Here is a 14,352-nt window from a genome sequence, read left to right on the forward strand (position 1 = left end):
GTAGAAAATGACCGAGATCATTCTGGGCAAGAACCAGTACGGCAAGGCCGAGAACCGCGTCGTCCGCATCACGCGCGACACCGCTCGCCACGAGATCGAAGACCTGAACGTCACCTCGCAGCTGCGCGGCGACTTCGAGGCGGTGCACTTCGAGGGCGACAACGCACACTGCGTCGCCACCGACACGCAGAAGAACACGGTGTACGCGTTCGCCAAGGACGGCATCGGCAGCCCCGAGGAGTTCCTGCTCCGTCTGGGCCGCCACTTCACGGGCGAGTTCGACTGGGTCACCGGCGGCCGCTGGGCTGCCGAGCAGTACACCTGGGCCCGCATCGAGGGAGATGACGGCCCCCACGACCACGCCTTCGTGCGTGCGGGCACCGAGACCCGCACCGCCGTCGTGCAGATCGACGGCGACGACACGGTCGTCATCGCCGGTCTGCAGGACCTCACGGTACTCAAGTCCACCCAGAGCGGCTTCGTCGGCTACCCGCGCGACAAGTACACGACGCTGCCCGAGACCGAGGACCGCATCCTCGCCACCTCGGTCACGGCCAAGTGGCGCTACAACCGCAACGATCTCGACTTCAACGAGACCTTCGCGGACGTCCGCCGACTGCTCCTCGCCGGCTTCTCGCGCAACTACTCGTACGCGCTGCAGCACACGCTGAAGGAGATGGCGGAGGCCGTTCTCGAGGCGCACCCCGAGATCGACGAGATCCGCTTCTCCACCCCGAACAAGCACCACTTCGTCGTCGACCTGTCGCCGTTCGGCCTGGAGAACCCCAACGAGGTCTTCTTCGCCGCCGACCGTCCCTACGGCCTCATCGAGGCGTCGTTCCTGCGCGACGGAGCGGACACCGACCACTGGTCCTGGAGCGGCATCGCCGGCTTCTGCTGATCGTCAGGGCGGGGAGCCGCTCCGCTCCTCGCCCTGAACACTGCGCCGGATGATCGTCCGGCGCCGAGGGCGGGTCCGTTTCCCGACGCACCGGGCCCGCCCCCGACCCTCGCCATGCCCGCTCCCCCGAGCGAGCATCATTCGTCATGCCCATCACGCCCATCATGCCCACCCCGAAGAGCGGGTCCCGGACAAGGAGGTCCACCAGATGTTCGCTGCACGCAGTACCAGCAAGACCAAGACCACGACCGAGTCGGACCGACCGGAGGACGAGCGCCTCGGTCTCGGCACCGCCTTCACGTTCGGGCTCCAGCACGTCCTCACCATGTACGGCGGCATCATCGCGCCGCCGCTCATCATCGGCGCGGCTGCAGGCCTGACCCCCACCGAGGTCGGTGTGCTCGTCGCCGCCTGCCTCTTCATGGGCGGTCTCGCGACGCTCCTGCAGACCCTCGGCATCCCCTTCTTCGGCTCGCAGCTCCCGCTGGTGCAGGGCGTCTCGTTCGCGGGCGTCGCGACGATGCTCGCGATCGTGAACCAGGGAGGCGGGCTGCCGGCCGTGTTCGGCGCCGTCATCGTCGCCTCGCTGATCGGCCTCGTGATCGCGCCGTTCTTCGCGCAGATCGTGCGGTTCTTCCCGCCGGTCGTCACCGGAACCGTGATCACGATGATCGGCCTCTCGCTCGTCCCCGTGGCGGCGCGCTGGATCACCGGCGCCAACCCCGAGGCCGACAACTACGCCGATCCGGTGTTCGTCGGCATCGCCGGGTTCACACTGCTCGTCATCATGCTGCTGAGCAAGCTCGGCAACTCGACGATCTCGCGCCTGTCGATCCTCCTCGCGATGGTGATCGGCACCGTGTTCGCGGCCCTCATCGGCAAGGCCGACTTCTCGAAGGTGTTCGAGGGGCCGATCTTCGCCTTCCCGACCCCGTTCGCGTTCGGCGTCCCGACGTTCGATCTCGCCGCGATCGTCTCCATGACCATCGTCGTCCTGGTGATCCTCACCGAGACCACCGCCGACATCATCGCCGTGGCCGAGATCACCGGCTCGAAGGTCGATCGCAAGCGCATCGCCGCCGGTCTCCGCGCCGATATGGCGTCCAGCGCCATCTCGCCGATCTTCAACTCCTTCACCCAGAGCGCCTTCGCGCAGAACGTCGGCCTGGTCGCGGTCACGAAGATCAAGAGCCGCTATGCGGTGGCTGCCGGCGGCGTCATCCTCATCATCCTCGGCCTGCTGCCGGTGCTCGGACGCATCGTGGCCGCCGTGCCCACCGCCGTCCTCGGCGGCGCCGGCCTGGTGCTCTTCGGCACCGTGACGGCATCCGGCATCCGGACGCTCTCGAAGGTCAAGTACGACGGCAACATGAACCTCATCATCGTGGCGGCGTCGCTGTCGTTCGGTGTGCTGCCCGAGGTCAACCACGACATCTACTCGAACTTCCCGACGTGGTTCCAGGTCATCTTCGGATCGGGCATCAGCTCGGCGGCGATCATGGCGATCCTGCTGAACCTCGTGTTCAACCACTTCTCGAAGGGCACTCCCGACAACCCGTCGGTCTTCGCCGCGAGCCCCGTCAGGGCCGTGAAGACCGACGTCATCCGGGTGCTCCGCGAGGGCGACCGCTACGAGGGCGGCAAGCTCATCGACGCGAAGGGCACGCCGATCACGGTCGTCGACGAGGAGCCCGGGGGCTCCGGTCACTGATGCGGCTTCCCTGCGGGGTCCGCTCGGCCCGACGGGGCGAACGGACCCCGCAGAACCTTGACAAGAGCGCCTCTGATCGACACACTAGTTACACATACTGAAAGTATTATTCCATAATACGGAATGTATGTACTCGGGGGTGCACCGGATCCGATGCCGGCGCATCGGGGGTGAGCTCGTTCGATGACGCACCGGGCTCACCCCGAACCCCGCAGCCACCCGATGCCGACACCGGCGAGAGGACGAGGAGGTCCCGAGATGAACAGGACCCCCGCGCTCCTCTCAGCCGCGGCCCCCGTAGGGCATGCCGGATGCCGCGACCGTGAGGCTCGCGACGTTCGCCTCCGCCGGCAGCTGCGCCATGAAGAGCACGGCCCGCGCGGCATCCGCGACGTCGAAGGTCGGCTCCACCCGACGCGAGCCGTCGGCCTGCAGGGCGCCGTCGCCCACGCCGATCTCCGACATGATCGACGTCCGGGCGTTGCCGATGTCGATCTGCCCCGCCGAGATCCCGTGCGGGCGCCCGTCCAGGTCGATCGACCGGGTGAGCCCCGTGATCGCGTGCTTGCTCACCGTGTACGCGACCGACAGCGGCCGCGGCACCTGAGCGGAGATCGAGCCGTTGTTGATGATGCGGCCGCCCGACGGCCGCTGCGCGATCATCGCCCGCATGGCCGCGCCGGCGCACAGCAGCGAGCCCGTCAGGTTGACGTCGAGGGTGCGCCGCCAGTCGGCCGGGGAGATCTCCGCCGCGGATGCCGTCGGCCCGAACGCCCCGGCGTTGTTGAACAGCACGTCGACGCGTCCCCACTCCGCGACCACGCGGTCGAAGAGAGCCTCGACCTCGGACTCCACGGTGACGTCCGTCGGCACGACGAGAGCATCCGCATGCCCGTCCGCGGTCTCCCGCAGCGCCTCCTCCCGTCTCCCGGCCAGCGCCACGCAGAAGCCGTCCTCGAGCATCGCGCGTGCGACCGCCCGTCCGATCCCCGACCCCGCGCCTGTGACCACGGCGATCCGTCCCTCGCTCATCGCTGACTCCTCTCCTGAACTCGACGCATGACCCATCTAACAAGAAAGGCCGAATCGTGACCGACAATCGCGCCTCCGCCGCCCTCCCCGCCGACCTCGACCCCGAGGAGACCGCGGAGTGGCTCGAATCCCTGGACGCCCTGATCGCCGAGCGCGGCACCGACCGCGGCGAGCAGATCGTCCGCACGCTGGTCGATCGCGCCGGCATCCGCTCCGAGCCGATCGCGACCACCGACTACATCAACACGATCTCCGTCGCCGACGAACCCGAGTACCCCGGCGACGAGGAGCTCGAGCGCCGCTACCGTGCCTGGATGCGCTGGAACGCCGCCGTCATGGTGCACCGCGCGCAGCGCCCTGGCATCGGCGTCGGCGGCCACATCTCCACCTACGCGGGCGCCGCCACCCTGTACGAGGTCGGCTTCAACCACTTCTTCCGCGGCAAGGACCACCCCGGCGGCGGCGACCAGATCTACTTCCAGGGCCACGCCTCTCCCGGCATGTACGCCCGCGCCTTCATGGAGGGCCGCCTCAGCGAGGAAGACCTCGACGGATTCCGCCAGGAGAAGTCGCGCGAGGGTCACGCGCTCTCGTCCTACCCGCACCCCCGGCTCATGCCGGAGTTCTGGGAGTTCCCGACGGTGTCGATGGGCATCGGCCCGATGAACGCGATCTACCAGGCGCAGTCGAACCGCTACCTGCACGGGCGCGGCCTCAAGGACACGAGCGACCAGCACGTGTGGGCCTTCCTCGGCGACGGCGAGATGGACGAGCCCGAGTCGCGAGGGCTGCTGCAGCTCGCGGCGAACGACGGCCTCGACAACCTCACCTTCGTCGTCAACTGCAACCTGCAGCGGCTCGACGGCCCCGTGCGCGGCAACGGCAAGATCATCCAGGAGCTCGAGGGCTTCTTCCGCGGCGCCGGATGGAACGTCATCAAGGTCATCTGGGGTCGCGAGTGGGACGGCCTGCTCGAAGCGGATGCCGACGGCGCCCTGGTCGACATCATGAACACCACGGTCGACGGCGACTACCAGACCTACAAGGCCGAGTCGGGCGGGTTCATCCGCGAGAACTTCTTCGGCCGCGACGAGCGCACCCGCGCCCTCGTCGACGGGCTGACCGACGACCAGATCTGGGGCCTCAAGCGCGGCGGCCACGACTACCGCAAGGTCTACGCGGCCTACGAGCAGTCGATGCAGCGCAACGGCAAGCCCACCGTCATCCTCGTGAAGACCGTCAAGGGCTACGGCCTCGGGCAGCGCTTCGAGGCGCGCAACGCGACGCACCAGATGAAGAAGCTCACGCTGCAGGACCTCAAGGACTTCCGCGACCACCTGCGGGTGCCGATCACGGATGCTCAGCTCGAGGCCGACCCGTACCAGCCGCCGTACTACCACCCTGGTGCGGATGCTCCCGAGATCGCGTACCTGCACGAGCGCCGTCGCGCGCTCGGCGGCTTCGTGCCGGAGCGCCGGCCGAACGCTTCGGGTCAGATCACGCTGCCCGATGCCAAGGCGTACGAGGTCGCGGCGCGCGGCTCCGGCAAGCAGCAGGCCGCGACGACGATGGCGTTCGTCCGGGTGCTGAAGGACCTCATGCGCGACCCGGAGTTCGGCAAGAGGATCGTCCCGATCATCCCCGACGAGGCCCGCACCTTCGGCATGGACGCGTTCTTCCCCACCGCGAAGATCTACAACCCGAACGGTCAGAACTACCTCGCCGTCGACCGTGACATCGTGCTGTCGTACAAGGAGTCGACGAGCGGGCAGATCGTGCACGTCGGCATCAACGAGGCCGGGTCCATCGCCGCGTTCACGGCAGCGGGAACCTCGTACGCCACGCACGGCGTGCCGCTGATCCCCGTGTACGTCTTCTACTCGATGTTCGGGTTCCAGCGCACCGGCGACTCGCTGTGGGCGGCGGCCGACCAGATGGCCCGCGGCTTCCTCATCTCGGCCACGGCGGGGCGCACGACCCTGACGGGCGAGGGCCTGCAGCACGCGGACGGGCACTCCCCGCTACTCGCGGCGACGAACCCGGCCGTCGTCACCTACGACCCCGCGTTCGGCTACGAGATCGGGCACATCATGCGCGCCGGCATCGAGCGCATGTACGGACCGGACTCGACCGACCGCAACCGCATCTACAACCTCATGGTCTACAACGAGCCGATCGTGCAGCCGGCGGAGCCCGAGGGTGTCGACGTGGACGGCATCCTCGGCGGCATCCACCGCATCTCCGCCGTCGAGAACCCGCAGACGCACCTGCTCGCCTCCGGCATCGGAGCGACCTGGGCGCTCGAGGCGCAGCAGCTGCTGCGCGACGACTGGGGCGTGCAGGCCGACGTCTGGTCGGTCACCTCGTGGACAGAGCTGCGCCGTGACGCGGTCGCCGCCGAGGAGGACGAGTTCCTCGGACGTGGCGCGCGCACGCCGTTCCTCGTCTCGCAGCTGGCGGGGGCGGAGGGGCCGATCGTCGCCGTGAGCGACTACGCCAAGGACCTGCCAGACCAGGTGCGCCAGTTCGTGAAGAACGACTGGGCGACGCTCGGCGCCGACGGCTTCGGCTTCTCCGACACCAGGGCCGCCGCGCGGCGCTTCTTCAAGATCGACGGTCCGTCGATCGTCGTGCGGACCCTGCAGCTGCTCGCGAAGCGCGGAGAAGTGGATGCCGCGGCCCCGGCCCAGGCGGCGGAGAAGTACCGCCTCCTCGACGTGAACGCCGGCACGAGCGGCTCCGACGCGGAGTAGCCGGCGCGCGCGGGTCGTCGCCGCCTCGGGAGGAGAAAGCACGTTCGGGCTGAGGATCTTCGCGGATTCGTCAGCCCGGGCGTGCGTTCTCAGCCCGGGCGTGCGGGTCAGTTCGGGCTTGTGTCGGCGCGAGTGGATGCCGGTGCGGAGTGGTTGTCGCCGCTTCGGGAGGAGAAAGCGCGTTCGGGCTGAGGGTCTTCGCGGATTCGTCAGCCCGGGCGTGCGTTCTCAGCCCGAGCGTGCGGGTGAGTCCGGGCGTGCGGGTGAGTCCGGGCGTGCGGGGTGAGTCCGGGCGTGCGGGGCTAGTTTCGGGCGCACGTCGGTGCGAGTGTCCCCGGTGCGGAGTAGCCGGCGCGCGCGTTCGGGAGGAGAAAGCACGTTCGGGCTGAGGATCTTCGCGGATTCGTCAGCCCGAGCGTGCGTTCTCAGCCCGAGCGTGCGTTCTCAGCCCAAGCGTGCGGGGGCAGCCCGAGCGTACGTTCTCAGCCCGAGCGTGCGTTCTCAGCCCGAGCGTGCGAAGGCATCGGAGCTGGTGGATGCCGGTGCGGTGTCGCGCAGGGGAGTGCAGCGCGAGGCCGCGAGTGTCGGTCGGGGCTCAGTCGTTGAGCTCGGCGACGATCGCCTCGGCCGCGCGACGCAGCAGCGGCACGGCGCGTCCGCCGAAGGCCTCGTCGACGCGCGAGATCGGGCCCGAGACCGACACGGCGGTCGGGGTCGGAGCATCCGGCACCGCCATCGAGAAGCAGCGCACGCCGATCTCCTGCTCCTGGTCGTCGATCGCGTAGCCGCGCTCGCGGATCACGTCGAGCTCGGCCAGCAGGTCCTCGACCGTGCCGATGCTGTGCTCCGTGGGGGTCGGCATCCCGGCCCTGCTGACGATGCCGCGCACGGTGTCGTTCGGGAGCTGCGCGAGGATCGCCTTGCCCACGCCGGTGTCGTGCAGGTGCGCGCGGCGGCCGACCTCGGTGAACATGCGCATGGAGTGCAGCGACGGCACCTGCGCCACGTAGACGACCATGTCGCCGTCGAGCACCGCCATGTTGGCGCTCTCGCCGAGCGCGTCGACCAGGCCCTTGAGCTGGGGGCGGGCGAGGGCGCCGAACTGACGCTGCGCTCCCTCGCCGATGCGGATCAGCCTCGGGCCGAGCGCATAGCGTCGGTTCGGCAGCTGCCGCGCGTAGCCCAGCGACACGAGCGTGCGCAGCAGGCGGTGGATCGTCGGGAGGGGGAGATCGGTGGATGCCGCGAGCTCGCTCAGCGTGACATCACCACCGGCATCCGTCACGAGTTCCAGGAGCTCGAAGACGCGCTCGACCGACTGCACTCCGGATCCGGCGCTCTTCGGGGTCTTGCTCTCAGCCATTGAAACCTCCCAGTGTCGCGATCATTCCATCATGCGAGAGCCCCGTGTCGAAAATCTCGTCTCGAATACCTCGACTCTTGCGTCGAACTTCCATAAAGTAGACAATAGACTCCACGATACGAAAATCGTTGAAGATTTCTGAAGAAAAGCATCTCGTGTGCCACGGCGACTCGGCCGGGCTCACCTCGACGAGGAGGAAACATGGCGAATCCCGGACCAGGAAACTCGATCACCCTGCGGATCGACGCGCCGTCCAAGTTCAGCGTCACCAGCGAGCTCGCCGCGGCGGCCGCGGAGGCCGGCGCAGCCGTCACCGCCCTCGACGTCGTGGAGTCGCACCCGACCACGATCGTCGTCGACCTCACCTGCAACACCACGGGCGAGGAGCACGCCGACCGCGTGCGCGCAGCCGTCGACGCCCTCGAGGGCGTCACCGTGCGCCTCGTCAGCGACCGCACGTTCCTCATGCACCTCGGCGGCAAGCTCGAGGTCAACCCGCGGGTTCCGCTGCGCAACCGCGACGACCTCTCCCGCGCCTACACGCCGGGCGTCGCCCGTGTCTGCCTCGCCATCGCCGAGGACAAGAGCCTGGCCCGCAAGCTCACGGTCAAGCGCAACACGATCGCCGTCGTGACCGATGGCACCGCCGTCCTCGGCCTCGGCGACATCGGCCCCGAGGCCGCGCTCCCGGTCATGGAGGGCAAGGCCGCCCTCTTCAAGCAGTTCGCGAACGTCGACGCGTGGCCCGTCTGCCTCGACACCAAGGACACCGAGGAGATCATCCGGATCGTCAAGGCCATCGCCCCCGTCTACGGCGGCGTGAACCTCGAGGACATCGCGGCTCCCCGCTGCTTCGAGATCGAGGCCCGTCTGCGTGAAGAGCTCGACATCCCGGTCTTCCACGACGACCAGCACGGCACAGCGATCGTCACCCTCGCCGCCCTGCGCAACGCGCTCAAGGTCGTCGGCAAGACGATCGGCGAGGTCCGCATCGTCGTCTCCGGCGTCGGCGCCGCCGGCAACGCGATCATCCAGCTGCTCCTCGCCGAAGGCGCGCACGACATCGTCGCCGCCGGCCGCGACGGAGCGATCCACGGCGGCGGTGAGTACACCGACGCGCACCGCACCGAGATCGCCGCGACGACCAACCCGCGCGGGTTCCAGGGCACGCTCAAGGAGGCCGTGGTCGGCGCCGACGTCTTCATCGGCGTGAGCGCACCGAACGTCCTCGACGAGAACGACATCGCCGCGATGGCCGACGACGCGATCGTGTTCGCCATGGCCAACCCGACCCCCGAGGTCGACCCGATCGTCGCGTCCAAGCACGCCGCCGTGGTCGCGACCGGACGCAGCGACTTCCCGAACCAGATCAACAACGTGCTCGCCTTCCCCGGCTTCTTCCGTGGTCTGCTCGACGCGGGCGTGTCCGACATCACGCCGCCTATGCTGGTCGCAGCCGCCGAGGCCATCGCCTCCCGCGTCGGCGAGGACGAGCTCAACGCGAGCTTCATCATCCCGAGCGTGTTCGATCCGCTGGTGGCCGGCGCGGTCGCCGAGGCGATCGTCCGCGTCGTCGAGTCCTCCGCCTCGAACGAGGAGTGAGCACCGTGGCAGCAGGAACCCTGGGTGACGCCGACCTCGTCGACATCGACGCGCAGCTCGCAGGCACCGACGCGCTGCTGACGACCGAGTATCCGGGAGACGACGGCACCCGCCAGCCCGTGCACACCCTGTACGTGCCGGCGGACCGGTTCACCCCGGAGCTCCCCGCGGCGTACGGAGCGAAGGCGGCTGCGGCCGTCGCCGCGGTCGGCGGGACGGTCGCGCTCGCCGAAGCGGTCGGCCTCGGGCGCCTCGCCTCCGAGCTCGCCCCCCTGGTCGACGCGAAGCTCGTCGCCGAGCCGATCGAAGACCTCCGCCTCGACTTCGAAGACGGCTACGGCGCCCGACCGGATGCCGAGGAGGACGCGGATGCCGTGCTCGCCGCCGAGCGCGTGGCGGCAGCCGTGGCCGCCGGCGTCGCTCCGCCGTTCATCGGCATCCGCTTCAAGTGCTTCGAGGCGCCGACCCGGCGCCGCGGCATCCGCACCCTCGATCTGTTCCTGACGACCCTCGCCGGTCTCGGTCCGCTGCCCGCGGGGCTCGTGCTCACGCTGCCCAAGGTGACGACGGTCGCGCAGGTCGAGGCCATGGTCTCGCTGTGCGAGAGGTTCGAGGAGCGCCTCGGCCTGCCCGCAGGGCGCCTCCGCTTCGAGGTGCAGATGGAGACGCCGCAGCTGATCGTCGCGGCCGACGGGTCCGTGCCGGTCGCCACGCTGCTGCACCGTGCGAACGGACGCGTGTCGGCCCTGCACTACGGCACCTACGACTACAGCGCCTCGCTGCAGATCGCGGCGGCGTACCAGTCGATGGAGCATCCGGCCGCCGACTACGCGAAACAGGTCATGCAGGTCGCCGTCGCCGAGACGGGGGTGCGGCTCTCCGACGGGTCGACGAACGTGATCCCGATCGGCGAGAACGCCCTCGACGCCTGGAGGCTGCACGCGCGCCTCGTGCGGCGTTCGCTGGAGCGCGGCTACTACCAGGGCTGGGATCTCGCCGCCGAGCAGCTGCCCACCCGGTACCTCGCGACCTACGCGTTCTACCGCGAGGGCTTCGCCGCCGCGGCGAAGCGCCTCGACAACTACCTGCACGGCAGCGACCCCGCCATCATGGACGAGCCGGCGACGGCTCGGGCCCTCGCGCGCTTCGTCGTGCGCGGACTGGAGTGCGGCGCCGTCACCGAGGCGGAGGTGCGGGATGCCGCGGCCGCCACGCCCTCCGAGCTGATCAGGCTCGCCCACCCGAAGCTCGCCGTCTCCGAGGAGGACAACTCATGAGCACCGACACCCGCACGTACTACACGCCCGCCGGCGGACTCCCGCCGCAGAGCGATCTGCTCACCGACCGCGCGGTCGTGAAGCTCGCGTACACCTTCATCCCGAAGGGCGTGCTGCGCGACATCGTCACCAGCAGCCTCCCCGGCTTCACGAACACGCGCGCATGGATCATCGCCCGCCCGACCCCGAGCTCGGCGACCACGTTCTCGCAGCTGATCGTCGAGATCGCTCCGGGCGGGGGGGCGGCGAAGCCCGAACCGGAGGCCGGTGTCGAGGGCGTCGTCTTCGTCACCACGGGACGGCTCACGCTCACGCTCGACGGGGAGCGCCACGTGCTGGAGGAGGGCGGCTACGCGTTCCTCGCACCGGGGGCGAAGTGGTCGCTCGCGAACGAGGGCGACGAGATCACCAGCTTCCACTGGATCCGCAAGGCCTACGAGTGGCTCGACGGCGTCGACGCCCCGGCATCCTTCATCACCAGCGACAAGGACATCGCGCCGGTCTCGATGCCCGACACCGACGACGTCTGGGCCACCACGCGCTTCTCCGACGCCAGCGACATGGCGCACGACATGCAGGTGAACATCGTCACCTTCAAGCCGGGCGGGTCGATCCCGTTCGCGGAGACGCATGTGATGGAGCACGGGCTGTTCGTGCTGCAGGGCAAGGCCGTCTACCGCCTGAACGACGACTGGGTCGAGTGCGAGGCGGGGGACTACATGCTGCTGCGCGCCTTCTGCCCGCAGGCGTGCTACGCCGGAGGCCCCGAGGACTTCCGGTACCTGCTCTACAAGGACATGAACCGCCAGATCACCCTGACCTGACGTCTTCCGTCAGCCTGAAGGCGCCGCCCCGCTGCTGCGGGACGGCGCCTTCGTCGTCGCCGGCCTCTCCATGACCAGGGCCCTACGGCACCCGGCACCACGGGCTGACGCCGAGGACACGGCGCACGGTCGGGAGGAGAAAGCGCCCTCGGGCTGAGGAATCCCGCGGAATCCTCAGCCCGAGGGCGCTTTCTCCTCCCGGAGCGTTGACGTGAGGGGAGGTTGACCGTGACCGGAGCGTTGACGTGCCGGGAGACCGACGAGCCGGAGCGCGTCGGCCCGGATGCCGCGGCTGACGTCGTACGCCCCGTGAGGCGTGTCGTCTCGGTCGCCGGCGCGTCCTCGCTCAACGACCGGGGACTGCTCGATGGACGGGGCCGAACGTGTGAGAGGAGCGGGGCCCGGGGCCCCACTCCTCGACGGATCCGACGGGTCAGGCTCGACTGATCCGACGGGTCAGGCCTTCGCGACAGCGGCGGCGGCGCGCTCCTCGACGGTCGGGATCTGCTCGATCCGGCCGAGCACCACCGTGTAGAACACGATGCCGATGACCAGCATGATGCCGGCGACGATGAACGCCCAGGCGAAGCTGCCGGTGAACTGCACGATGAATCCGGTGACGATCGGAGCGGTCGTGCCGATGAGGTTGTTCACCGTGTTCATGACGGCGCCGGTCGCGCCCACCGCGCCCTCGGGGGCGATCAGGGCGGGGAGCGAGTTCGTCACGCTGAACGTGATGGTGATGCCCGTGATCCCCAGGGTGATCCAGACGAGCGACCAGACGAGGTCGGTGGTGAACGCCGTCCCGACGATCGTGGTGGCGAGCAGCATCCCGCCGATGATGAACACCCGCCTGACCGCGGTGCTGGACCTGCCGTTGCGGACCATGCGGTCCAGCAGGTAGCCGGGGAGCAGGTACTGCACGACGACGGCGAACAGCCAGGGGACGGCGGTGAACAGGCCCGACTTCGCGACGTCCATGTGCATCTGCGACTGCAGGAAGCCCGGCAGCCAGGTGAGCAGCATCCACTGCACGTAGCCGGCGCAGCCGAGGCCGAGGGACATGCCCCACACCTTGCGCTGGCGCAGGATGTATCCGAGGTTGGCGAGCGGGTTCGGCGTCGGAGCGTCTTCGTGCTGCGCACCGCCGTCGAGGATGTGGTTCAGCTCGGCGTCGCTCAGCCGGCCCTTGCGGTTCATCTCCTTCGGGTCGCGGTAGAAGACGAAGAACACGATGAAGTAGACGAGGCTGAGCACGCCGATGGTGATGAACGCGCCGCGCCAGCCGAACAGGGCGACGGCGGCGCCGACGAGCGGGAAGCCGATCACGTTGGACAGGCGCTGGCCGCTGTCGAAGATCACGGTGGCCATGCCGCGCTCGCTGCGAGGGAACCAGTAGCTGGTGGTCTTCATGGCGCCGGGGAAGATCGGCGCCTCGGCGAGGCCGAGGATCAGCCGGGCGATGAGGAGCAGCCCCATGCCGCTGATCATGGCGGTGAGGAAGCAGGAGACCGCCCACAGCACGGTCGCCGCCCGCATGACCCACTTGATGCCGATCTTGTCCAGCAGCATCCCCATCGGGATCTGCATGAGCGCGTACGACCAGCCGAAGCTGCCCAGGATGATGCCGATCTGGCCCTCGGTGAGGCCGAACTCCATCCGCATGTCGTGTTCCGCGATGGACATCGAGCTGCGGTCGATGTAGTTGATCAGCACCGCGAAGAACAGCAGGAACCCGATGGCCCAGCGGACGCGGCCGACCTTCTTCGCCTTCGGGACGATCAGTCCGGTGCGGGGGATCAGGTCGTTCCGCCCTGAGGGCGGCCCTGCGGGATCGCGAGGATCGGTGGATGACATGTGAGACCTCTCTTGCTCATCGTCGAGTTGAGTCTGGACGCTCCCAGACGGGGCGCCCGGTCACTGTATCCCCGCGGCGATAGTTTTCGAAAGAGGGAATTCAATATCCACATAGCGGAAAGGTTGGTATATCACTTGAGGCTCCGAATCGTTGACACGTCGAGCCTTCGCGCGTAGTCTTTTCATTACTAGGAACTTTTCTTCCACGATTCGGAATCAAGGATGATCTCATGAGCTACACCGTCAACGCCTCGATCCTGCTGACCGAGCTGCCGATCACCGAGCGCCCCGCTGCGGTCAGGGCGGCCGGTTTCGACGCCGTCGAGTTCTGGTGGCCGTTCTCCTCCGCGGTTCCCGCGCAGGAAGAAATCGACGCCTTCGTCGCGGCCATCCAGGATGCCGGCGTGCAGCTCACCGGCCTCAACTTCTTCGCGGGCGACATGCCGGCGGGCGATCGCGGCCTCGTCTCCTGGATCGGCCGCGAGGACGAGTTCCGCGCCAACGTCGAGGTGGTCGTCGCCATCGGCGAGCGGCTCGGCACGAAGGCCTTCAACGCCCTCTATGGCAACCGCATCGAGGGCGCCGACGCTCAGGCGCAGGACGACCTCGCCGTGCAGAACCTCGCGATCGCGGGTGCCGCAGTCGCGAAGATCGGCGGCATCGTGCTGCTGGAGCCGGTCTCGGGCATGGACGCCTACCCCCTGAAGACCGCGGCCGATGCGCTGGCGATCATCGCCAGGGTCGCGGACGAGCACGGCGTCGACAACGTCAAGCTGCTCGCCGACTTCTACCACCTGGCCGTCAACGGCGACGACGTCGCGGCGGTCGTCGCCGACCACGCCGCCGAGTTCGGTCACATCCAGATCGCCGACGCCCCCGGGCGCGGCGAGCCCGGCACCGGCGACCTGCCGCTCGCGCAGTGGATCGCCGACGCCCAGGCGGGCGGCTACGCCGGACCCATCGGACTCGAGTACAAGGCCACCCAGGCGGACCCCTTCTCCTGGATCCAGAACTGACACCCCCTCGCGAAGG

Annotated in this window: 10 protein-coding genes; 7 read left to right on the forward strand and 3 right to left on the reverse strand. The window is 68.8% G+C overall.

The features are described 5' to 3' along the window. The first annotated feature begins 7 nt into the window (after positions 1 to 7). Both pucL and LC438_RS02065 read left to right on the forward strand, forming a co-directional pair. Positions 8 to 901, forward strand: a complete 894-nt coding sequence (gene pucL, locus LC438_RS02060) for a factor-independent urate hydroxylase (RefSeq protein ID WP_223585683.1) — start codon at positions 8 to 10, stop codon at positions 899 to 901. A gap of 208 nt (positions 902 to 1,109) precedes the next feature. Further along, entirely contained in the window at positions 1,110 to 2,612 is a 1,503-nt protein-coding gene (locus LC438_RS02065) for a nucleobase:cation symporter-2 family protein (protein WP_223585684.1), read from the forward strand. Between the two features lie 282 nt (positions 2,613 to 2,894). Here LC438_RS02065 and LC438_RS02070 read toward each other — a convergent pair whose 3' ends face one another. Further along, complete coding sequence (locus LC438_RS02070) at positions 2,895 to 3,644, reverse strand: SDR family oxidoreductase (protein ID WP_223585685.1); 750 nt, start codon at positions 3,642 to 3,644, stop codon at positions 2,895 to 2,897. A gap of 56 nt (positions 3,645 to 3,700) precedes the next feature. On the opposite strand from LC438_RS02070, the gene aceE reads away from it, so the two are divergent. After that, entirely contained in the window at positions 3,701 to 6,397 is a 2,697-nt protein-coding gene (gene aceE, locus LC438_RS02075) for a pyruvate dehydrogenase (acetyl-transferring), homodimeric type (protein WP_223585686.1), read from the forward strand. A 595-nt stretch (positions 6,398 to 6,992) separates the two neighbouring features. Here aceE and LC438_RS02080 read toward each other — a convergent pair. After that, positions 6,993 to 7,760, reverse strand: a complete 768-nt coding sequence (locus LC438_RS02080) for an IclR family transcriptional regulator (protein ID WP_105676250.1) — start codon at positions 7,758 to 7,760, stop codon at positions 6,993 to 6,995. Positions 7,761 to 7,961: 201 nt separating this feature from the next. On the opposite strand from LC438_RS02080, the gene LC438_RS02085 reads away from it, so the two are divergent. The 3 genes from LC438_RS02085 to LC438_RS02095 are packed head-to-tail and all read left to right on the forward strand — an operon-like array spanning position 7,962 to position 11,463. Beyond that, the gene (locus LC438_RS02085) at positions 7,962 to 9,362 is read left to right on the forward strand and encodes an NAD-dependent malic enzyme (RefSeq protein ID WP_105676251.1); all 1,401 of its coding nucleotides are present in this window, start codon (positions 7,962 to 7,964) and stop codon (positions 9,360 to 9,362) included. 5 nt (positions 9,363 to 9,367) lie between these two features. Continuing rightward, entirely contained in the window at positions 9,368 to 10,639 is a 1,272-nt protein-coding gene (locus LC438_RS02090) for an aldolase/citrate lyase family protein (protein WP_223585687.1), read from the forward strand. Then, positions 10,636 to 11,463 carry a bifunctional allantoicase/(S)-ureidoglycine aminohydrolase gene (locus LC438_RS02095; RefSeq protein ID WP_105676252.1) on the forward strand — a complete coding sequence of 276 codons (828 nt, stop codon included), beginning with the start codon at positions 10,636 to 10,638 and terminating at the stop codon, positions 11,461 to 11,463. Before LC438_RS02090 ends, LC438_RS02095 begins: the two co-directional genes overlap by 4 nt. A 456-nt stretch (positions 11,464 to 11,919) precedes the next feature. Here the strand turns inward: LC438_RS02095 and LC438_RS02100 are convergent, their stop codons facing one another. Then, positions 11,920 to 13,320 carry an MFS transporter gene (locus LC438_RS02100; protein ID WP_105676254.1) on the reverse strand — a complete coding sequence of 467 codons (1,401 nt, stop codon included), beginning with the start codon at positions 13,318 to 13,320 and terminating at the stop codon, positions 11,920 to 11,922. Between the two features lie 230 nt (positions 13,321 to 13,550). Here LC438_RS02100 and LC438_RS02105 point away from each other — a divergent pair, with 230 nt between their 5' ends. After that, positions 13,551 to 14,336 carry a hydroxypyruvate isomerase family protein gene (locus tag LC438_RS02105; protein WP_223585688.1) on the forward strand — a complete coding sequence of 262 codons (786 nt, stop codon included), beginning with the start codon at positions 13,551 to 13,553 and terminating at the stop codon, positions 14,334 to 14,336. Positions 14,337 to 14,352 lie beyond the last annotated feature (16 nt).

It is taken from the genome of Microbacterium sp. OVT16B (assembly GCF_019969705.1).
Classification (GTDB): Bacteria; Actinomycetota; Actinomycetes; order Actinomycetales; family Microbacteriaceae; genus Microbacterium; species Microbacterium natoriense.

Excerpts from the sequence above, each read along its gene's own strand:
- LC438_RS02065 (WP_223585684.1), top strand. The coding sequence starts at position 1,110 with ATGTTCGCTGCACGCAGTACCAGCAAGACCAAGACCACGACCGAGTCG.
- LC438_RS02085 (WP_105676251.1), top strand. The coding sequence starts at position 7,962 with ATGGCGAATCCCGGACCAGGAAACTCGATCACCCTGCGGATCGACGCG.
- LC438_RS02095 (WP_105676252.1), top strand. The coding sequence starts at position 10,636 with ATGAGCACCGACACCCGCACGTACTACACGCCCGCCGGCGGACTCCCG.
- pucL (WP_223585683.1), top strand. The coding sequence starts at position 8 with ATGACCGAGATCATTCTGGGCAAGAACCAGTACGGCAAGGCCGAGAAC.
- LC438_RS02100 (WP_105676254.1), bottom strand. The coding sequence starts at position 13,320 with ATGTCATCCACCGATCCTCGCGATCCCGCAGGGCCGCCCTCAGGGCGG.
- LC438_RS02105 (WP_223585688.1), top strand. The coding sequence starts at position 13,551 with ATGAGCTACACCGTCAACGCCTCGATCCTGCTGACCGAGCTGCCGATC.
- LC438_RS02070 (WP_223585685.1), bottom strand. The coding sequence starts at position 3,644 with ATGAGCGAGGGACGGATCGCCGTGGTCACAGGCGCGGGGTCGGGGATC.
- LC438_RS02080 (WP_105676250.1), bottom strand. The coding sequence starts at position 7,760 with ATGGCTGAGAGCAAGACCCCGAAGAGCGCCGGATCCGGAGTGCAGTCG.